We start from the raw sequence: 22,509 nt of genomic DNA on the forward strand, positions 1-22,509 counted from the left end.
CTATCGTCGCATTGTCAGGCAATAGCCGGATAAATGTCGCGTAAATGTATCAGTTCCCTGTGCCTTGCTATATACATAGCTACTTACACGAATTCGCGGTCTGACGTTAATCTTAAATTGAGTTATCTCCAACCGCCATGAGTTACTGTACCAATCCCAGTTGTCCTAATCCCGAAAACCCTAACGAGGCTGTCAAGTGTCAGGCTTGTGGTTCCCGGCTACGGCTACGAAATCGCTACCTAGTCGTTAAACCCATTGGTAAGGGGGGTTTTGGGGCCACATTTCTAGCGCGGGATTTATCCCTTCCCGGCTATCCTGCTTGTGTAGTTAAGCAATTGCGACCTTCTGCCACTTCTAAAAAAGTCCTGGAAATGGCACAACAGCTTTTTCAGCGGGAGGCGAAAACTCTGGGGAAAATTGGTGATCATCCCCAAATTCCCCGTCTTTTAGATTACTTTGTCGGGAAAAAACAGTTTTATTTAGTCCAAGAATTTGTTGATGGTTTGACCCTCAAACAAGAAGTTAGAGCCAATGGACCTTATACCGAAGCACAAACTCAGGAGTTTCTGCGGGATATTTTACCACTACTCGATTATATCCATTCTCAAGAGGTCATTCACCGGGATATTAAACCCGCTAATATCATTCGTCGCCGTCAGGATAATCGTTTAGTTCTCATTGATTTTGGCGCGGTTAAGGATAAAGTAAATCAAGCCACCATGATGGGAACTGGAGAAACCGCTTTTACTAATTTTGCCATTGGAACTTCGGGATTTGCTCCCATGGAACAGATGTCTTTACGACCTGTTTATGCTAGTGATATTTATGCGGTGGGAATGACTTGTATTTATTTACTGACCGGGAAATCTCCCAGCGCTTTGGAACATAACCCCACCACCGGGGAAGTTCACTGGCGAGAACATACCCATGTCAGTGATGCTTTTGGTTTGGTCTTAGAAAGAATGTTGGCGGTGTCCGTTTATCAGCGTTACCAGTCCGCCAAAGATGTTTTATATGCTCTTGATCATCAGGATGATGCAGAAGATGATTTATCTGCTAATATGTCCGTTCAGCCTATAGTTACAGAATTCACACCTGAACCCAAACCAGAACCACCCGAAGAACAAACTATTTATAACGATGATAAAACCTCCATAATGATGACTGCTCCCCAAAGGGAAGTGAAATTGATTCGGGAACGCCGAGAACGCAAAAAACGACAGGAAATGACTGAAATCTCTACCCCTAAACGACCTGTCCGGGGGGGATTAAGTGCTACTCGGGGAGCTCCCGTAACTGCGATTCATAGTGATGGCTTATCTCAGAAAACCGTAACTTCTACTTCCCATAATTGGAATGAAAATAATTTCCGTAGTGCTTTTAGTAAGGGACACCGAGATTTTGGCGATTGTGAATTGAGTGGCTTAAATTTGTCCGGGGGAAAATGGAGAGGTGCTAATTTCTATCAGGCGCGACTTAGTAATATTAATTTTCAAAATGCTGACTTGAGAGATGCTAATTTTGGCCGCGCACGATTGACTCAGGCTAAACTCAAAAATGCTAATCTGGAAAATGCCTATCTGAGTACCGCTAATCTGGAAAAGGCGGATTTGAGAGGTGCTAATTTGCAGGGTGCATATTTGACTCGCGCTAATTTGCGAGGTGCTAATTTATGCGGTGCTAATCTTAGAGGTTGTATGGTGGGGGATGAACAGTTGGCTTTAGCACGCACTAACTGGCGGACTATTTTGCCTAATGGAAAACGCAAATTTTGCTTTTGGTAAAAGTGGCTATTTATTGCGGTCGATAGGGGTCTGTGGGTTTGGTTTCACCAATTAATGCGGGGTCGGAATTTATGCAGCCTGGTTTTTTCACAAACTGACACACCCGCGCCCATAATCTGGCTCTGGTTCCGGGCGCTCCTACTGAGAATAAAACACGATCGCCTCCGGGTGCTTTCACAATTTTTACGCCACAAATTGGGCAGACCTGGGATGGTTCGTTAGTCATATTATCTAACCATATCTTTTGGGTCAAGCCAGCACATTATATCACAATCGGAGCAATTTGGCAAGCCCCTTTTACCAAATCAACCCGGTTGCTTATTGGTCAAAATTCCGGGGTATTTCCGATTTATTTGACTCTGTAGCCAGCCTAACCACTGATTGAGATGTTTATAAATATTCACCAGACCTCTGAGATGGGAATATTCAGATCGTCCATAGAGGAAATCATATAGACTCATTTGATAGTTGTCCTGAATGGCTAAATCTAGCCACAGACTATGAAAAGGTGAGTTATGGTGGTAGTCGGGAATGGATTGTTGATAATAGGGAAAGGCGGTCAGACAGGTATTAAAAAAGTTCTTTCTCCCTCGATGTTTTAAATAGCTTAATCGGGGTTTAAATAATCCCGGATTTGCTAAGACTTGATGAATGGTATCTGCTAGGGATTCGGGGTCAAATTGGGCGCATAAACCCGCCGCTTCGGGAAAAAGGCGATCGCTTCCCCTCGCGTATTGATTAAACTCCTCAAAACAAATCACCGGAATATTGCAACTCATCGCCTCACTCAGGCTGCGATTTTTACCCTCTAATAATGACCCCAAAATATAAGCCCTTGACCGTGAATAATATGCTGGCATTTCTTGATAATTGTTGGCATACTTGATAAAATTAATATAATCCCAGGGATTCCCTAGTATTGACGTGATTTCTGCCAAAATTTTCCGGGTAATCTCATCATTATTATCAAAGTTATTAAAGTCTAGGTGGCGATCGCCAGCAATTAAAGAGAGTTTAATGTGGTGTTGATATTTTTGCCGATACACTTTTAAACCCCTAGCAATCATCGGCAAATTCTTTTCGGGAGCAATCCGAGAAACACAAAGCAAATCAATATCTTTTGTCTCTATGGGTTTCGGGGCGATAATATACTCATTAATAAAGTCCGAATTGTAGCAAGTCATCAACACTTTATCAACGGGATTATTTCGGAAAAACCACCGGGCGCGATCGCGGTTATTATACAAACAGGAATAGGCATCAGCCGTTTGTGACCAAGGATAGGAACACCACATCGAGTAAGCCAACGAGAAGAAATAACGGGATAAATTCGGCAAGACATGATTCAGCAAATCCACCGACTCACTATAATAAAATCCTTTGATAAATCTCCCCTCATAAAAAACTGGGGGTAACACTACATAAAAGCTGACAGTATTAAATCTTGATGGTTGGCTTTTGTCAATCTCATAAGTCCAGCTATCCAAATCAGCATAGATATCCTCAATGGCTTTATCTACCTTGGGATCATGGAAATATGGTTGTTGACGACTATAATCTCCTTGTCCCATGGTTTAACTTATAGCTAATTGAACTTAGGTCAGTATACCAGCCCAGTAACACTTGGGAGGCAATTGCAGTGTCATAACCACCCAGCAGGGATCAACCCCTCCATGGTTACTAACAGCCTGAGTCCCCTGTGAGGAATGGTAACCAAATCTCGCGCCCTTAGTCATAAAATTTAATAATTTCTCTATAGACTTATGATTACTCAATGATTGAGGATGTCAGTTAGGAAAGATTAAGAAAATACTTAAATTTGAAGTTAGTCATTATTCCTGGCTAAAATAAATCAGTGGGAGCAGTTCCTCTGAAAATTGACTCTCATAGGTATCTGCGACCAAACCAGTTTGGGGTTCAAGTTTTTTCATGTTTTCTCAAATCTCTCTTCCGACAATAATCAAGAGGGTGCCAGTTTGTGGTCAGGATATCACCGTTGATCAGTTGTGGTCAGTATTCTCAGAAGGTGATCATGATTGCGTTGTGGTTGTTAACCAACAGCAATATCCCATTGGGGTAGTGTATCTGCGTAATTTAACTACCTATTTATTTTCGACAAAAAATAAAAAGCGGCCATTAACAAAAGCCATCCTAGCCGATCTAAGCGATCGCCTCATTAAACCCTTGCTTCTAATTCCCGCTTATTTAGATTGGCCAGAATTTTGGGCTTATTTGCAGCAAATTGGTTATGATTTAGGATGGCATCCCTATTATTGTCAATCCGGTAATAATCATCAAACAGAGGGTCTGTCCCCTCTGGCTATCATTAATCAAAAACAGGAATTTTTGGGGCTGATTGACTTAGCCAAACTACTGCCATATCTAGTTAGTCAGCCAGTCCAATTGGCGGAATATCAGTCACCCGTCCAGAAAGGGGGGTTTGATTCGTTTCTCGGTTCCCTGTTGCAACTCCTAGACCAATTGCCACTACCCATGATGATTCAAACCCAAAACGGGGAAATCCTGGGGCAGAATACGGCTTGGGTGCAACAGGTCGGAAATGAACCAGAAGTCTTGCAGCAAGCCGCTGAAACAGTCAACCAATGGGTTCCCAACTCCACTAAAACCCATGTCCGTCTCAGTGGCAACTCTGACGATTCTACCATGGCTTCCCCAATGCCAGGGTCGTCCATCTCCTCCACCACAGCGGTTAACCCCAACACCAGCCAGTTAGACGAGTGTATCTCCGATATCCCTAACTGGTGCGATATCGGGTCTAATTCGGAAACATATATCTGTATTTGTCCACAATCCAAACAGCAGCGAGTGTGGCAATTTACCCGCCAGACTTTGGTACAGCCAAGTTTAACAGAATGCTTTGATAAATGGTGGTTAATTATTGCTCAGGATATCACAGAACAATATCGAGTCGCTCAAGAGTTGACCGCTAAAAATGCGGATTTAATCCAACTAAATCGACTCAAAGATGAGTTTTTAGCCTGTATTAGCCATGAACTGAAAACTCCCTTGACGGCGGTTTTGGGGTTGTCTAGTTTGCTGAAAGATAAAGCCTTGGGGGAATTAAGCGATCGCCAAGCTAAATACGCCAAACTGATCCACCAAAGCGGACGACATCTGATGATGGTGGTTAATGATATCTTAGATTTAACCCGCATTGAGACCGGACAGTTAGAACTAACTCCCGAAGGTGTGAACATTCAAACCGTATGCGATCGCGCTTTAGAAGCCGTCCTGCACCTGCACCAGCAGGGTGATATTAAGGATAGTCAATCTAGCTTAGGTAGCCAAAAATTTAGCATCGAAATCGAACCCGGACTAGAAACTATTGAAGCCGACGAATTGCGTCTACGCCAGATGCTAATCAACCTAATTTCTAATGCCTTTAAATTTACTCCTGATGGTGGTTATATGGGTTTACGGGTTAACCGTTGGGAGGATTGGATCGTGTTTACAGTTTGGGATACAGGTATTGGCATTCCCGAGCAAAAACAACATCTGATTTTTGAAAAGTTCCAACAGCTAGAAAGTCCCCTAAATCGTCAATTTGAAGGCACAGGTTTAGGATTAGTTCTCTGTCAAAGATTAGCCCGGCTTCATGGTGGAGATATTAGCTTTATTTCCCACCAAGGAAAAGGCACTGAGTTTACCTTACTTTTGCCTCCCGTCCCTCCCGTAAACGGCTGGAAATCAGATAAATTAGACTGGGAAAAAGCCGACGTTTATCCATCCTCTCCATACCCTAAAACCAATTTATCTCGTCCCACTACCCAGGGACAATCTCGGTTAATTTTGATTGTCGAAGCCGTCCCCAAATATATTGATGATTTGAGTGATAAACTCTCCAAATTGGGTTATCGAGCCATCGTCGCCAGGACGGGAACCGAGGCTTTAGAAAAAGCCAGAAGGTTGCAACCTCGGATGATTTTTCTCAATCCTTTACTGCCACTTTTATCAGGTTGGGATGTGCTAACCTTGCTGAAAGCCGATGTAGATACCTGTCAAATTCCCGTATTTATTACAGCTACTTTAGGGGAAAAAAAGCGGGCTATGAAAGTAACCTGTGATGGTTTTCTGAGTTTACCTGTCGAGAAGTCAGATTTAAAGTTAGTGATTAATCAACTGGAAAAAACCCCCTCGATCGCACCAATTAAGAGATTAACAGTCCTGTGGTTAAATCCAGTTGACCACGACGAATTAAACCAAGGTTTAGCAGGTAGTTTAACCGACAAAAACTTGCCATCACCCATTAACGACACTTCTCAAACTTCCCCTTGTCGGATTTTGGAAGCTGATGATTTGGGTCAGGCGGAACTACTGGCGAGAATTTGGCATCCTAATGTTATGGTTTTAGAGTCTATTAATTACCTTGATGACCCCATGGCATTTTTGCTGGAATTGAAAGATGAAAAACATCTAGCTAATCTTCCCATAGTCACCCTAGACACACCCACAACTCAAGCAGCCAATCAAATTCAAGGATTATCCGTTTTCCCCTGTCTATTACCTCAAATTAGCCAGACTTATATGGGGTCTAGGAGGCGACAAGCTGACCCAGGTCTTTTACAGGTGATTCAAGTGGCGGCGGGGATGAGTTGGAAATCTCATATTTTGGTGGTGGATTTGTTGACATTACCAGACTTAGTAAACCTAGATGATGATGGAAGTAATCAAAGGGCGAATTTTTATCCCCCGGCTGACCAAACCAGCAAAATTGAGCAAGCCTTGATTCAGTATCTACAAACAGCAGGATTTCGGGGAACTATGGGGAGAACCTGGGAAGAAATTATGCAACAATTACAGTATCAGAGTGTCGATTTATTGCTGATTTGTGTGCGCCATCAAACTTCCCCCATTCTCCGAAACGCTTTAGAGGCTTTAGTTAACCTGGGTAATTCTCAGCATGATGATTTAACAATTCCGCCGATTCTGGTTTTAGACAATTCTGGTTTATTTAAAACTTCTCCTGATACCAAACCTAACAGTTCCCCCATTCAACATATCCCCACAGACTTACAGGGTTTAACTCAACATCTCACCCTCAAATTTCTATCGGGTCGGATTTCCATGACTGAACTATTGGATCAGATTCGAGAGTTAATGTAAAGTTTTGTAAAATGATTCCTGATGGCTGATTAAATGTGGGAGAATGGGAGTGTTCGGTAGTAATTTTAGCCCGCAAAAAAAAATATGGATGGGCAAGTTAGGCAGGAACTCCCAGATTTGGTCTATGCTGAAGCTGTAGTGCGATCGCGATCGGGAGAGTCTCTGCTGTCAACACAAACGTTAGTTACCAGTGAAAATGTCACCCTGTTTGACGCTGATCCACGGCTGATTGAATACACAGAAGAAAGGCTCAGGGATACCGGATTTAATGTCCTATGCAAAGGTCGCGGTTCTATTAGTATTTGCGGCTCTCCTGAGCTTTATGAGCAGTCTTTCCAGACGACTCTCACTAATGTTGAATATCAGGTAATTAAAGAGTTGGGTCAGCCTAGCACGGCTCAATTTATTGATGCGGTTGATGATAAACCCCCTGGGGAAATTGATATTTCTCAGAGCAGTTGGAATACAGAACTGGTAGGGGTAGCCATTAACGAACCTGTTTCTTATTTAGGGTCAGGTGTTCCCTCTGCTTTTCCGCCGCCAGCAGTCTCGCAATATTTATCTGTACCCGATTGTTTAGCCAAGGGTCTAAATGCAAAACAGGCTCATGATGGGGGAATTGACGGTCGGGGTGTGAAAGTAGTAATGGTGGATTCTGGGTGGTATAATCACCCCTTTTTTACTCACCATAACTATCAGGGTCAGGTGATTCTCGCCCCCGGTTCTACGGATAAACATATTGATGCAAACGGTCACGGAACTGGAGAATCTGCTAATTTATTTGCAGTGGCTCCGGGAGTTGATTTTATCATGGTTAAAGCTGATGTGGCGATCCGTGGTAAATTCCGGAATGTTAATTCTATTGCCGCTTTCAGGACAGCGATCGCCCAACGACCTGATATTATCTCCTGTAGCTGGGGTTCAAATCAGAGAAGTTCGGAACTTTCACCTTATAATAAGGTCTTAGCCACCTTAGTAGCCGATGCGGTGCGGCGGGGAATAATTGTGATTTTTTCGGCGGGAAATGGTCACTGGTCTTTTCCTGGTCAACATCCCAATGCGATCGCTGCTGGGGGAGTTTATAAGCATCTTGACGGACCCACAAAGGGAGAGTTAGAAGCGAGTAACTATTCCAGTGCTTTCCACAGTCCGGTTTATCGAGGGCGACAGGTTCCCGATGTCTGCGGGTTGGTAGGACAGCTCCCCCACGCCGCCTATATTATGCTACCTGTGCCGCCTGGGTCTTCCAATGATATCAAATGTGCTGAGTTTGAGGATGGTACAGAACCCAATGATGGCTGGGCGGCTTTTAGTGGTACATCAGCGGCTGCGCCCCAAGTGGCGGGGGTTTGTGCGCTATTAAAACAGTTGGATCCGGGTTTATCTCCGGTGCGTGCTAAGAGAATTTTAGAGAAAAGTGCGATCGATGTAGTCAAGGGTTCTTCTAATTACTATTTCAGCCGACCAACAGCCGGTCCGGGTCGCGACCTAGCCACGGGTTACGGCTTAGTTGATGCTGGGAACGCCATTGCTACCCTCAGACAGGTAAATAATCAGGAAGCATCCCACTCTCAAATCATCGATTATTCCCAGGCTGATGATACTTTTAATCCCGCTTTATCAGCCCCTATCAATTGTGATTGTGACAGTCCATCAGCAGCCAGTTATGTACCTGATGCAGCCTCGGATCATGGCTTATCAAATACTTGGCACAGTCACAGCATAGAACCGGAAACACCTCAATCAACTTTACCGACAATTTCAGCAACTAGGAGTCAAGTCACCATGTCTAACAATTATCCCAAACTCAACAATAAATTCGATGAAATTTTAAATGATTTCGACAATATTTTAAAGGGCAAAATCGAAGCCGAAGAAATCGAAGCCGTTGAACTAAATATCTCCCTGCGACATTTTAGCGATCGCTCTCCCCGGACCGAAGGCATACTGGCTCTGGTAGCTTGTTTACAGCAACTAGAGAAAAGTTGGGACGACCCAGAAACAGTTAAGGAATCCCTTGTCAATGATATCCTAAAATCCGCCAAAACCACCCTAGCACAAGCTGGTTTTAACTTGAGAAATCAAGAGATTATTGAGCAAATCCAATCATCATATATCAACAACCTAGTCAGTGTTGAACCTCAACCCATTCAGAAAAAGCACGTTTCCGCCGCCAAAAGCCTGCTCAGGATTCAGAAATATCAAAAGTTAGCCACACGCATTTTAATTAAGGCTATAGAAGAAGCAGACGAGAAAGTAGCCGCCTTAGCAGCCGAAGCATTAGGAGAGTTTCACACCACACAATCATCTGAAGATATGGAGATAGAAAGTTACGATTTTCAGGAACAAATTGCTGATGGTATATATCAACTTCAAGATGGCAGACAAATTGAAATAAGACAGACAAAATTTAATAGTAGTTCTCAACGCTATGTTAAATATTTGTGAAATTAATCATAAAAAGTTTGTTAATTGAATCTATGACAATCTCTATTTTCCAGATGTTTTGATTCTGCTGACAACAAATAATCAGGTAATTTTGTGTCACAAAGGATAGCTGACTCGATTTGATGTTGGCTAAGACCTTTAGTTTGTGTTAAGTCTACTCCTCGTAAATCGGCATTCCGTAAATCGGCTTTCCGTAAATCGGCTTTCCGTAAATCCGCATCCTGTAAACGAGCATTTCTTAGGTTAGCACTAATAAGAAAAGCATTATATAAATTTGCTTTGTAAAGTCTTGCTCCCTGAAAATCAGTATCTAGTAAAACTGCTTGACGGAAATTAGCACGATTTAGCCTAGCATCTCGAAAGTTAGCTTGTGAAAGTTCTGCTCTTTCAAATTTAATCCCATTGAGAGCCTTACCACAGAGATAAATTCTCTCCATGTTATCTCTACCGTTTTCCCGTTGATGTTCTAATAAATCTTTTAATTGGGGAGTAGGCTCACAATTTCTCTGAGCTAACAGTATTTCTGTATGAATATTTACACGCATATTTGTAATTTGTTCATCAAATATCAGATAACCAGCAATCATCACAGTAGGAACCAGAGCTAAAACTCCCAGATTTTTAAATATTTTGCGCCATTTTTCAGTCTGACTCGCCTTAATAAATTCCGTGGCTAACTCAGATAATGCCACTTCCTGAGCCGCCGTTTTATTAAACTCCCGAGCATCCCGAAGAATGCGACTTTGTAACAAATAATCTGGGGATTTATTTTGAGAACGCCACTCCTCTGCATATCGCTCAAATTTCTGCTTTTGATGCAATTGTTCCCGACGTTCACTTAACCAACCTTGTAGCTTATCCCAATTGTGAATTAACGCTTCGTGGGTGACTTCCAGAGTTTTACCTTGCTGGGGGTCTTGGGAGGTAGACAGGAAACGGACACCTCTGGCGGAAAAACGCCTAATAATTGATTTGATGGCGGGTTCTTCCTGTTTATTGCTAATTAATTCGGAGACCGGAGCGCGGCGACGGGTGGTTTTGTCGGACTCGTCTAGGTTGACTAAAGCTAGAAAAATGCGACGCGCTAATATTTGGTCTTCTGGACTTAGGGACTCATATAAACGTTGTACTTCCCCCGCTAAAGCACCCCCCACACCCCCAATTTTTTCTAAGGTTTCTGCGGGGTCTATACCATCTTCTAACCCCTCCCAAATGCGTTGTAATGCAAACTGAAGCAATGGGAGAGCGCCTTCCCTTCCCTGGGTTTGTTCAATTAATAGTTGAATGATTGCAGGTTCGAGGCTATGTCCGGCGATTTCTGCGGGTTTGGCGATCGCCATTTCTAACTCTTCTCGCTGCATACTCGGCACCAAAAAGCCATTACTAGAAAATAACCCATCTAACCCCGGATATTGTTGAGTTTCCCGCAAGAAATCACTCCGCATGGTGACAATAACCGAAGTATGTCTATCTGCATCCTTCGCCGCACAGAGTAAATTAGCAATAAAAGCCTTCCTTTCTTCATCGTCTTTACAGAGAGTAAAAACTTCCTCAAATTGATCCACTACCACCACCAGAAGCGACTCATGAATATTCGGGATTTGATTCGCAATGCGTCGTAACCCTTCATACTCTCCCCTATCGCTGGGGTTTTTTAACACCCGTTCAAATTCTGCGGTTTTTTCCACTGGTGAAGGGTCATTGGTCACAATTCGCGCCAAAACCGTCGCCAAGGACTCCAGGGGATGAGTAGTCGGAAATAATACCGCAATTTGAGCTTTTTGATAACCGAATAAAGGTTTTTTATCCAATTCTGGAATTAAACCCGATCGCGTCAATGATGATTTCCCGGAACCAGAAGTTCCATAAATCGGCAAAAATCGATAAGCCGATTCATCTTCATTCAAATCGCGGAATTTTTCCCACAGTCGCTCAATTTGCTTTTCTCTCCCAAAAAAGTACATAGAATCTTCTTCTCTAAATACATCTAATCCCCGATAAGGATTCTCCCCCAATTGAGTCGGCTTAGTTTCCTTCTCCGTGGGTATCGTATAAGCAGAAGCAGATAAATAAACAGTTACCGAACTCCCTTGAATCACATTACCATTAACCTCCCAGGTACGTTGATTAAACCCCCCAGTAATATGAGTTTCATCTTCAAGGGGATTCTGATTCAGTTCTGATGATTTTACCATGATTATTTACCTGCAAATTACTCGGTTTTACTATTCATCTTCGGAGTCATTGGTTTTCCGTTGTTTCGCACCGATAACCACATCTCGCTGTGATTGAATCACATCACCGCCAACCTTCCAACCGGGTTGATTAAACCCCCCAGAAATATGGGTTTCCTGTTTCCCAATTTCTCCCACATTTCCAGCAATATTAGTTTGATTGTCAACGGTTTGGTCTTTTTGGTCAAACACCACGGAAGGTTGAGACTTAGCCGCCGTTTCGGTTTCCGGTTCTTCTGTCGCTTGCGGAAATGGCAACCCTTTGGGTTCTATGCTTCCCCCCGCATAATAAGCCACCACAAAATTATCAGCATTTTCATAGTGTAAAACCGGGTGTTGTCGGTCTTGGGTGCGGGTGGGGATGACCTGGCGAGTATGTAAGGCTAAATCGGCGACCCTCACGGAACCATCTTTTTTAGCGACCCCAGAACCACAAAAGGCTTCCATTAAAGCCATGGTAAATTCGCTATTATGTTTGTGTTTATAAAGATATGAGAGTTCATCTTCCTTACAGGAGGCAATCAAGGCTTTTCCTCGACCTTCTTGTAATAACTTGATGGCTTCAGGCGGTAAAGGAGAGGCAGCCATTTCTAGTCCTGGTGCTTTGGCTTCTCCCACGCCTCCCGCATGGCAACAGTCCAATAAAATTAACAGTTTTTGGGAGGTAATAGCTTTAAGTTTTTCGGAAAATTCCTGACCACTAATAGCAGTTTGATAGAGTTTATTAATGTTGTAGCCATAGGGCATGAAATAATAAAACTCCCCGGTAGGTGAGGCGACTTGATAGCCATGACCGGAAAAATAGATAACTACAGTTGACTCGGAATTGGTGGTTTTAGCGAGTTGATCTAGGGCTTCTAATACCTGAGAGCGATCGGCTTTTTCATTAACTAATAATGTCACCTGTTCGGGTGGATAGGCGCATCTGGACGGGTCGGTGAGAATGGCAACTAAACCCTCAGCATCATTAACGGTGTTGGGTAAATCTTGACCAACCCCAATTACTAAAGCGTGTCCGTTTTTATAAGTGCTAGACATAATTTAATGGAAACTATAAATTGCCCTTCTGATACCTATAGGCTAACCTCAGATCCGGAAAGTGGCGAAGAATTTAATTATTGCTTAACACGCTATGACCCTCAGCGCCCAATTCCCATAAATAACCCCTCTACCCGGTAATCAGATGGGTTAAGGGGGGATAGGAATTTAGGAATTTTTGATGCTCTACCGACCAGGAGGCGGACGGCGACGACGGAGAAAATCGGGAATATCAAGTTCCTGGGGCTGAGGTTGTGGCTCAGGAGCAGGAGTCGGTATAGTGCGCTGCTGAGGAATAGAAGTTATGGGTCGAGACAAAGGAACCTCTCTGCCGGATTGGGGAACAGTAGATTTAGATTCACCGGTGAACCCGGTAGCAATGACGGTAATTTTGACTTCACCCTGCATCCGTTCATCAATGACGGCCCCAAAAATAATATTAGCATTAGGATCGACGACTTCATAAATGGTCTCGGCGGCAGCATTGACCTCATGCAAGGTCAGGTCTGTGCCTCCAGTAATATTAAATACAACTCCCCGCGCACCCTCAATGGAGGATTCTAATAAAGGCGAAGAAATAGCAGTTAAGGCAGCTTCCCGCGCGCGTGACTTACCAGAACCAATACCAATACCCAATAAAGCGGAACCGGCATCAGCCATGACGGCACGGACATCAGCAAAGTCCACATTCACCAATCCGGGAATGGTAATAATATCAGAAATACCCTGAACCCCCTGGCGCAATACATCATCAGCATAGCGGAAGGCTTCCTGTACAGGGGTTTGCTCATTAATGACGGACAGGAGCTTATTGTTAGGAATCACAATGAGGGTATCAACGCGAGTTTGAAGGGCGGCAATTCCCTCGTCAGCCTGGGAAATGCGTCGCCGTCCCTCAAAGGTGAAAGGACGGGTAACTACGCCAATAGTTAAGGCTCCAACTTCTTTGGCGATTTCGGCGACAATGGGAGCGCCACCAGTACCGGTGCCGCCACCTAGACCAGCGGTAATAAAGACCAAATCGGCACCGTCTAAGGCTTGGGCGATTTCATCCCGGGACTCTTCAGCGGCTTTTTGACCGATCGCCGGATTTCCGCCAGCTCCCAAACCTCTGGTCAGTTTTTGACCAACCTGAAGGCGTTTAGATGCTTTAGACTGAGTAAGGGCTTGGGCATCGGTATTGACGGCCCAAAACTCGACACCGGAGACCTCGCTATCAATCATCCGGTTAATGGCATTTCCGCCACTTCCCCCTACACCAATAACTTTAATTTTGGCAGCGTTGCTAGGCACAATATCACTACTCCAGGACTGTTCATTAGGGACGGCGTTACCATCATTATTATGATTATTTAATCCTTCATTATTTTGGCGAAAGGGGTTAGCCGATTCTGCTGCCGTCCACAGGCTGGCTTTTCCTTCAGGTTGGTTGTTATTTGGGGTAGATCCCAGATTGCTCTTATCAAGCATCATTTTAAGTATTTGGGGTAGATGAATCAGTTTTAATATTTAAACAAGTCCAAGTCAACTAAGTTTGTTTAAGTTGAGCTAACAACCCAAAACGCTAATATAGCAGTTATCAGGACAGTAGGACTTAGATAGTTAGTGACACCTAGATGGTCAAGTCTTTCCTTTTGGTTCCAGTTAAGCTGTTCCCGGCTCTGAATACTGACCCTAGGAATCTCTCCCCGGTCCTGGTTAGTTTAATAATGATTTAAACTATACAGGGATGTAGTCAAGGGTTCACTTAGAGAAGGAGGCTTCTGATAGTGATGACTGATCTGAGATCATTAACACCAAGGGAGAGTTGGGATTTCTGAGATCAATATAGTCCACTTGACTCACATCAACTTGTTCCGGCAATTTTCTCATGCGATCGATAACCTGCAACTGTTCCCAAAAGTGTGTACTGTATGAGCCAATATGCACCTCGCCGATCTCAGTCATTAAAATAATATTAGCTGGATTTTGCCAGTCAATTTCATGGATGTCAACCGGGGAGCGACTCAGATCACTATACATCTGCTGCCAATGGGGTCGATACATCTCAAAGTTACCGATCACTCTCAGATTTGGCAGTTGACCTGTTTGTTCTAGCTCAGTATAACTTGATAATGGCATCCAACTACCTTCAGCATCCAACCAGCCAACGATCGCCTCAGTTCCTGGGGTAGTAGTTCCTATGGGAGGTTGAGCGATCGCCACAGGTTCTCGTTCAGTCACTTCTATAGTAAGGCGGGGAGGAAATACCTGCCTAATCACGATCGCTTCCGATATGGGAGCATTATCGATCAAGGCTTGTTGAATAGCGGAAGGTTGAATTTGCCATACTGATTGAGGATAGGACAAAGGCAGGTGTGAGCGAATATTGTGCTGAGAAAGTAACTGATTACCCTTAATCTCGACCTGTTCAGCTTCTTTAATTAACCAAATCGGCTGACTAATTCCCCAAAATACCCCCCCAGAAATACCTCCGACCGCCAGAACCTGCCAAATCACCCGAACCAATTTTAAACGTCGCTGACGGCGAAGTTGTCGTCGGCGAGTCCCTAATCGATTGCGAGAAGTAAACACAATATTGGCCATTCCTAATTTTTGTCCCTTCTAATTCCCTTATCTAAAAGACTATCCCCCTTGACTGCTATTCCCCTAGTGGGGGGAGAAACCACATCCCTGGCGTATCAGCATCATCCTACACTCAAAAGGAGGCATCGTAACATAAGTGAGTCAATTATGGTTGGACTTAACCTGAACCAATTTTACAAAGCCTGCAATCCCAGCAAAACCATTGATATGGCGAATCTGGAAGATCAGCAGTATTATATCGATTTTTCGTCGGTTCGCGGCAGCAATATTGTTCGCGAGTTAAGCCGCACTATCACATTGCTTTCCAGTGATGAACCCACCTGTCAGTTATTTTCTGGACACATTGGCTGCGGAAAATCCACAGAACTGTTTAGACTCAAAGATAGTCTGGACCAACAAGGATACCATGTAGTTTACTTTGAGTCATCCCAAGATCTGGATATGGCTGATGTTGACATCAGTGATATTGTACTGGCGATCGCTCGTCAAGTGAGCGAAAGCATTCAAACTGCCGCAGTGCAGTTAAAACCCGGATACTTCGGCCGCCTGTTTACGGAGATTGGTGATTTTTTGCAAACCCCCATTGAATTATCTGGTGAGGCGGAAATTTCCATTGGTATTGCCAGAATTACCGCTCGCACCAAAGATTCCCCTAAACTGAGATCTCAACTGCGACAATACCTTGAACCGAGGGTTAGCACTATTTTAGAGGCGATTAATGAGGAACTACTTAAACCTTCTAACGAGACTCTCAAAAAGAGAGGCAAAAACGGGTTAGTAGTGATTGTTGATAATTTAGATCGGGTAGATAATTCCCCCAAATCCTGGGGACGTACTCAGCCAGAATATTTATTTGTTGATCGGGGTGAGCAACTCAGACGGCTACATTGTCATGTGGTCTATACAATTCCTTTAACTTTAATGTTTTCTAATGATTATGGTCGGCTTTCCAGTCGATTTGGGGTGAAACCAAAAGTCTTGCCGATGGTTCCGGTATGCAATCGAGATGGTTCCGAGAACCCCCAAGGTCTGGCTTTATTGCAACAGATGGTTTTAGCGCGTGCTTTCCCGACTTTACCACCCGAAGAACGGATTTCTTATATTCCCGAATTGTTTGATACCCCCCAAGTTCTCGATCGCCTCTGTCGGGTTAGTGGTGGTCACATGAGACGATTGCTAATGTTAATGTACAGTTGTCTACAACAGGATGATCCACCTTTTTCGGCTGATTGTTTAGAGACGGTAATTCGGGAATATCGCGATGACCTATTAGGAGCTATTACCGATGACGAGTGGGATTTACTTTTGCAAGTAGTCGAAAATCAAAGCGTGCGCGGGGAAGATGAATGTCAAACCCTCTTGCGGAGTATGTTTGTCTTTGAATATCGCGATCGCTCTGGTCGTTGGTTTGGCATTAACCCAGCTTTGATAGATACACCCAAATATCAAAATTGGCAACTTAATAAATCTCCCACTCATCCACCAGCAGCCATGAATTAATTAGTATCTGCTCAATATCTGCCAATAAGTCCTAATTAAGACCATCTACCAGCCGATATTATGGTCAGACATATCGGTTATTTTTTGCTGACAATTTTACCGGAAATCTCGGCCAAGATAGCGACTAGTTTTTCGGGTTTTCTCGCACAAAAATTACGGGAAGTGTTAAATTTTTATTTTTTTTTTAAATTTATCATTATCATGTATAATAAGTAGGAGTCAGGGTGTAGTTTAGTCAGAATGCCAGCATACTATAAGTCAGATTGTAGTGAGAGCGTTGAGCATTGGGGGGCCACAGCCACCAGTGTTAATCAACCACAGAAATCACGCTATAGTATTTTGACTAATGAAAAATTGATTGAGTATTGCTATCTGTACTGGATGGTAATTTTCAATTAATTGTGAATATTTAATGATGTCTAAGCCACCGACTGGATAGGCATCTATAATCTCAGGGAATCAGCCACAATTGGAGCCGGGGAAACTCCAAAATTATCAATCCTCACCTAACGAATACTGATTAAATAGCCACCCTCAACTCACCGGGTTAAATTCAGCCATGACTAATCAATTAACGCCTCAGAAATTCGAGAGCCAAAATCAGCGATCGCTACAAAGATTAGCCCGCGCTATTTCTTTTTCCAAAGGTCAATTTTCTCTAATTTTAGTAAGCTGTAACTATTCCTATCTGCAAACGAAAGTGATCAAGCAATTACGGGAAAAATTACCAGAAGCAGAGACCATTCAAACCATCACGCTTTCCCCGAAAGTTACCACCCTCTACACCACATTATTAGATCGCATAGCCACCCCTACCCCTAGCGTCTTAATGGTCATGGGTTTAGACACAGTAGAGGCTTTAGAAACCCTGCTAAGTTCGACCAACCAAGTCCGGGATGAATTTCGGAAGAATTTTTCCTGTCCTTTAGTATTGTGGACTACAGATATCCTAGCCAAAAAACTAATCCGACTAGCGCCAGACTTTAAAAGTTGGGGTGCAGCTACGATTAAATTTGAAATGGCGACCCCAGACCTGATTAAATCACTGACCCTGCAAGGTAACACGCTGTTTTCCTTAGCGGAATTACGAATTAGGTCAGGAGAACTGCAAAGCCGCAAATTTGATGGCAGGTCAAAATCCCCGAAATATGACCTAAGTATTGGTTCGAGTCGTCGCCGGGAATTAGAATTTGCTTGGAAAGATTTACAACACAGGGGAGTGGAACTTAACCTTTTTCTCCAAGGGACGAAACAATTTATTTTTGGCTTAGATAAAGATGCTCAAGACTTAGGAGAGGAGGCGCGCGTTCATTATCAAAAAAGTTTAGCGGATCTGGAAAATTGGATCTCTCCGACCACAACCAGTGCTGACCCCTATCAATTTGCCTATCCTATTTCCTATCAAGTTATCCGGGGGATTATCTTATTTCACATTGCCTTAAACGATCGCCTAAAAGCTATGCGATCGCGACACATTCCCCATGCCAAATCCCCAGGTACTAACGTCAAAGTGCTGCATTCAGCTAAAACCCACTTAGAACAATCCCGACAGGCTTTTGAAATGGCGGGAAGACCAGATTTAGTAGCTGGAATTCTCTGTTATTTAGGGGATGTTCTGAAGGGATTATACCAATGGGAGGATTTACAGAACCTAGCGGAAACGGGAATAAAAATCCATTTAGCCTACGGTGGCGATCGCCAATTAGCCCAAGATTATGGATTTATGGCTGAAGTAGCTCTTCAGCAGAAAAAATGGCATAAAGCCTTAGAACTAACTAAACTAGCCCTAGCAATTATTGACTCGGAAAAGCGCCCCAATGAACGGGGAACTTATCTGCTGCTATTAGCGCGTAGTCATAAACATTTAAATGAATGGGAAACAGCGATTAAGGAACTAGAAAAAGCCCGACAAGAAACCTCCCCCAGTTATGATCCGCAATTGTATATTGATATTTTGGCGGAATTGCGTAATCTCTACTACGAACAAGGTCAATATATCAAAGCATTTCGGATTAAACAAAGACAACGAGAAGTTGAGCATCAATACGGTTTTCGGGCTTTTATTGGGGTTCATCAATTGCAGCCATCTAAACAGGCATTAAACCCGGTTATTTCCTCTAAAAATAATACCTCAAAAGCGGCTATTAGTCCGGGTTTTAAGATGACTAATAATAGCAGAAATAAAGATATTAATAATCTGATTCACAGGTTAGGACGAGATGATCATAAATTAATTGTCCTACATGGTAGTTCTGGAGTCGGTAAAAGTTCGTTAATTAATGCGGGTTTAGTCCCAGCTATGGCGGAAATTAGTTTAGGGGCTCGTAATGTTCTACCCGTGGTCATTAATAGTTATACAGACTGGGTGCGAGAACTAGAAGCAGCCTTAGCTACAGCCTTAATTAATCAAGATAGTCTGAATATTAAAGCCCAGAATTTAAAACGGCTTTGGTATCGGAAAATTATCAAGGCTTCCCAAGGTAGTAATGCTCTATGTAATACCACGGACATCCAATCTTTGAATCATCGCGATCGCAGCTCATATATTTTGCATCCCGATTCATTTATTAACAGTCGTCTCCAGAAAAACGCGGAGCAAAATTTCCTGACTGTTATCATTTTCGACCAATTTGAGGAATTCTTTTTTCTCTGTCGCGATCGCTCACAACGCCAGACATTTTATGAGTTTTTAAATCTCTGTCTAAACGCGCCTTTTGTTAAGGTAATTATTTCCCTGCGGGAAGAGTGTTTACCTTGGTTATTGGAATCGGAACAGTTATCGCCTTTAGATGCCATAAATAACAATATTTTAGATAAACATATTCGCTACCATTTGCGAGATTTTACCAAGGCGGAAGCTCACCGAGTTATTCAGGCTTTAACCAAACGTGCTAACTTTCATTTAGAACCGGCTTTAATTGATAAATTAGTAAAAGATTTAGCGGATGAAAGCTCCGAAGTGAGACCAATTGAGTTACAGGTAGTTTGCTCGCAACTCCAGGAAGAAGGACTAAGAGGAATCACGACCTTAGCCGAATATGAGAGACTCGGAGACCATCCCAAAAACCAACTAATCGAGCATTTTATTAATGGTATTATTCAAGACTGCGGCCCCCCCAACGCCAATGCAGCATGGGATATTTTATTTGCGCTTACGGATGAAAAACTCGCCCGTCCCATGAAAACGCGATCGCAATTAATCGCGGCGATTAGACCAGATCCATCTACGGTTACTCCCGGTAAATTTGGGGATAATAAACCCAGCGATAATCATCATAATTTTATCGATATTATCCTAGAATCAGGTTTGCTACTGCGTCAGCATGAGCAAACAGAAGACCGCTATCAACTCATGTATGATTATCTCGTATTTCCCATCCGAGAACGCTATGGAATTCTCGCCGCACAGCGCCAGGTAGAAATCGAAAAGAAACTGCAACAAAGTCTGAAAGCAAAAACCCAAGCCGAAGCGGCTCAAAGCGAAAGCGAAAAACAACTGATACACCGTAATCGACTCTTAAAACAACTGCTTTGTGTGTCAATTATTGCCACTCTCGGATTAGGGGTATCAACCAAAATTGCTTACCAACAAAAACGCCTATCTTATATCACCTCATTAACAGCATCTTCCGAGGCACTATTTTTCTCTAATTATCGTTTTGATGCTTTACTGGAAAGTTTAAAAGCGGCTCAACAAATCAAAAAAATTAAGTCCTTATCTCTCAATGCTAACAGTTTCCATGATGCGGAAATTCGGGTAGCAGCCACCCTAGGACAAGGAGTTTATGGGATTCATGAACAGAACCGCCTAGAGGGTCACGCGGATATAGTGTGGGATGTAGTTTATAGTCCCACGGGGGATATGTTAGCCTCTGCTAGTACAGATAATACTATCAGATTATGGACTCCTGAAGGGAAGGCGATCGCCACTTTAACCGGACATCATCATAATGTAACTAGCCTAGATTTTAGTTCCTGTGGTCAAATGTTAGTTTCGGCTTCCGATGACCATACAGTTAAACTATGGAGTCGGGACGGTAAACTGTTAAAAACATTCATCGGACATACAGATAGAGTAAAATCTGTTCGCTTTTCTCCTGATGGTAAAATGATAGCCTCGGCGGGGAGCGATCGCACCATCAGACTATGGAATTTACAGGGAGAAATCATCCGGACTATTCGTTTTCGCCATACCGCACTCACCTGGGTTAACTTTAGTCCTGACGGGGAAATATTAGCCGCCGCAGCCAATCAAGGAGACGTGCAATTTTTTAACCAACAGGGTAGAAGATTAATGAGTATCACCCACACCAAAAATCGGGACTCAGTAATTTATGCAGTTAATTTCTCCCCCAATGGTCAATTCATAGCCACCAGCGGTACAGATGGAACAGTGAAACTCTGGACTCGCCAAGGGGAATTACTCAGGACTTTACAAGTAGATGAAAATATTGTTTTCTGCGTCTCATTTTCTCACGATGGTCGGACTTTAGCCACAGCCGGATATGATAAAACCGTCAAAGTCTGGAGTTGGGAAGGGGAATTACTCAAAACCTTTCGCGGTCATGGAGATAAAGTAACAAGGGTACGTTTTTCCCCGGACGATCGCACCCTAGCTTCATCAAGTTATGACAAAACCGTGAAGTTATGGAATCTCCACACTAACCCCAGAGCCACTTTAAAAGCTCATAATGATCGAGTTCTCGATGTTAGCTTTAGTCCTGATGGTCAAATCTTAGCTTCTGGGTCTCAAGATACAACCGTGAAATTATGGAGTAGTTCCGGGAAACTCCTACAAACTCTATCAGGTCATAGCGATCGCGTTTCTTCCGTGAGTTTTAGTCCTAACGGAGAATGGTTAGCCACAGCATCCTATGATCACACAGTCAAAATCTGGAAACGCCTTAATCCCCAGTCCGACTTGTCCCGCAATTGGCCCAGTAAACTGCAGCTTTCCAAGTTTAACGGTATTGGGGTCATGCCAAAATCTCTGTTTGTACCCTCTCCAGTCGCCACCTTAGTAGGTCACACTGATAGCGTCATGACTGTTACTTATAGTCCAGACGGTCAGTATATCCTCACCGGAAGCAAGGATGGAACCATTAAACTCTGGACTGCTGATGGTCAATTCCTACGCACCATCAGAGGACATCAGGAATGGGTTAATCAGGTGAGTTTTAGTCCCGATAGTCGGACAGTGATTTCCGCCAGTGATGATGGGACTTTAATTCTGTGGAAGTGGGACCCAGCCAATACTATGCTTGATCACCTCAAAACTATCCAGGCTCATGAAAGTTATGTCTTGGGGGTTAACTTTAGTCCCGATGGTAAAGTTATAGCCTCTGCTGGATACGACAATACAGTTAAATTGTGGACTCAGGAGGGAGTTTTGCTCAATACCCTATTAAAGGGGACTAGCGATAGTGTCACTCGTGTAGTCTTTAGTCCTGATGGGTCTTTAGTGGCTTCCGCTAGTTATGATAGTCATGTTCGCATCTGGAACACTAAGGACGGAACTTTGCTAAAAACTTTGATGGGACATGGTGATAGTGTTATGTCTCTGAGTTTCAGTCCAGATGGCCGAACATTAGCCTCCGCTAGTCGCGACCACAGCGTGATTCTGTGGAATTTGGATCTCGATAGTCTCGTAGACAAGGCTTGTGAGTGGGTTCGCAACTATCTTGACCATAATCCTAATGTTAGGGATAGCGATCGCCAATTGTGCGAGAACACCTACCAGAGGAGTTAACAAGCCTCCTTACCCTGATCAGGAATCGTCATAGACACTGGCTGCA

11 protein-coding genes are annotated in these 22,509 nt (G+C 43.4%); 5 read left to right on the top strand and 6 right to left on the bottom strand.

Translation table 11 applies throughout. The annotated features are described in order from the left end of the window. The first annotated feature begins 137 nt into the window (after positions 1 to 137). Positions 138 to 1,784 carry a serine/threonine-protein kinase gene (locus tag P5683_RS02820; protein ID WP_315639577.1) on the top strand — a complete coding sequence of 549 codons (1,647 nt, stop codon included), beginning with the start codon at positions 138 to 140 and terminating at the stop codon, positions 1,782 to 1,784. 10 nt (positions 1,785 to 1,794) lie between these two features. Here the strand turns inward: P5683_RS02820 and P5683_RS02825 are convergent, their stop codons facing one another. Together P5683_RS02825 and P5683_RS02830 are read right to left on the bottom strand one after the other, a co-directional pair. Further along, positions 1,795 to 2,010, bottom strand: a complete 216-nt coding sequence (locus P5683_RS02825; RefSeq protein WP_006620255.1) for a hypothetical protein — start codon at positions 2,008 to 2,010, stop codon at positions 1,795 to 1,797. A gap of 79 nt (positions 2,011 to 2,089) precedes the next feature. Continuing rightward, positions 2,090 to 3,355, bottom strand: coding sequence for a glycosyltransferase (locus P5683_RS02830; protein ID WP_008050547.1), 1,266 nt, complete (start codon positions 3,353 to 3,355; stop codon positions 2,090 to 2,092). A 397-nt stretch (positions 3,356 to 3,752) separates the two neighbouring features. On the opposite strand from P5683_RS02830, the gene P5683_RS02835 reads away from it, so the two are divergent. Continuing rightward, positions 3,753 to 6,908 carry an ATP-binding protein gene (locus P5683_RS02835; RefSeq protein WP_396442552.1) on the top strand — a complete coding sequence of 1,052 codons (3,156 nt, stop codon included), beginning with the start codon at positions 3,753 to 3,755 and terminating at the stop codon, positions 6,906 to 6,908. Positions 6,909 to 6,992: 84 nt separating this feature from the next. After that, positions 6,993 to 9,356, top strand: coding sequence for a S8 family serine peptidase (locus tag P5683_RS02840; RefSeq protein ID WP_315639580.1), 2,364 nt, complete (start codon positions 6,993 to 6,995; stop codon positions 9,354 to 9,356). A 20-nt stretch (positions 9,357 to 9,376) separates the two neighbouring features. Here the strand turns inward: P5683_RS02840 and P5683_RS02845 are convergent, their stop codons facing one another. The 4 genes from P5683_RS02845 to P5683_RS02860 all read right to left on the bottom strand — a co-directional run bounded on the left by P5683_RS02845 (position 9,377) and on the right by P5683_RS02860 (position 15,214). Next, positions 9,377 to 11,551, bottom strand: coding sequence for a pentapeptide repeat-containing protein (locus P5683_RS02845; protein WP_315639581.1), 2,175 nt, complete (start codon positions 11,549 to 11,551; stop codon positions 9,377 to 9,379). A 30-nt stretch (positions 11,552 to 11,581) separates the two neighbouring features. Then, the gene (locus tag P5683_RS02850; RefSeq protein WP_008050552.1) at positions 11,582 to 12,628 is read right to left on the bottom strand and encodes a caspase family protein; all 1,047 of its coding nucleotides are present in this window, start codon (positions 12,626 to 12,628) and stop codon (positions 11,582 to 11,584) included. A 186-nt stretch (positions 12,629 to 12,814) separates the two neighbouring features. Next, on the bottom strand, positions 12,815 to 14,101 hold the full coding sequence (ftsZ, locus tag P5683_RS02855; RefSeq protein WP_006625893.1) for a cell division protein FtsZ: 1,287 nt from the start codon (positions 14,099 to 14,101) through the stop codon (positions 12,815 to 12,817). A 270-nt stretch (positions 14,102 to 14,371) separates the two neighbouring features. Next, positions 14,372 to 15,214, bottom strand: a complete 843-nt coding sequence (locus tag P5683_RS02860; protein WP_006669767.1) for a cell division protein FtsQ/DivIB — start codon at positions 15,212 to 15,214, stop codon at positions 14,372 to 14,374. Between the two features lie 147 nt (positions 15,215 to 15,361). On the opposite strand from P5683_RS02860, the gene P5683_RS02865 reads away from it, so the two are divergent. After that, entirely contained in the window at positions 15,362 to 16,714 is a 1,353-nt protein-coding gene (locus P5683_RS02865) for an AAA family ATPase (RefSeq protein WP_006669766.1), read from the top strand. A gap of 559 nt (positions 16,715 to 17,273) precedes the next feature. Beyond that, positions 17,274 to 22,463: an eIF2A-related protein gene (locus tag P5683_RS02870; RefSeq protein ID WP_315639583.1), complete on the top strand. Its 5,190-nt coding sequence runs from the start codon at positions 17,274 to 17,276 to the stop codon at positions 22,461 to 22,463. Positions 22,464 to 22,509: the final 46 nt, after the last annotated feature.

The sequence above is a fragment of the Limnospira sp. PMC 1279.21 genome, assembly GCF_032349615.1.
GTDB lineage: Bacteria > Cyanobacteriota > Cyanobacteriia > Cyanobacteriales > Microcoleaceae > Limnospira > Limnospira fusiformis.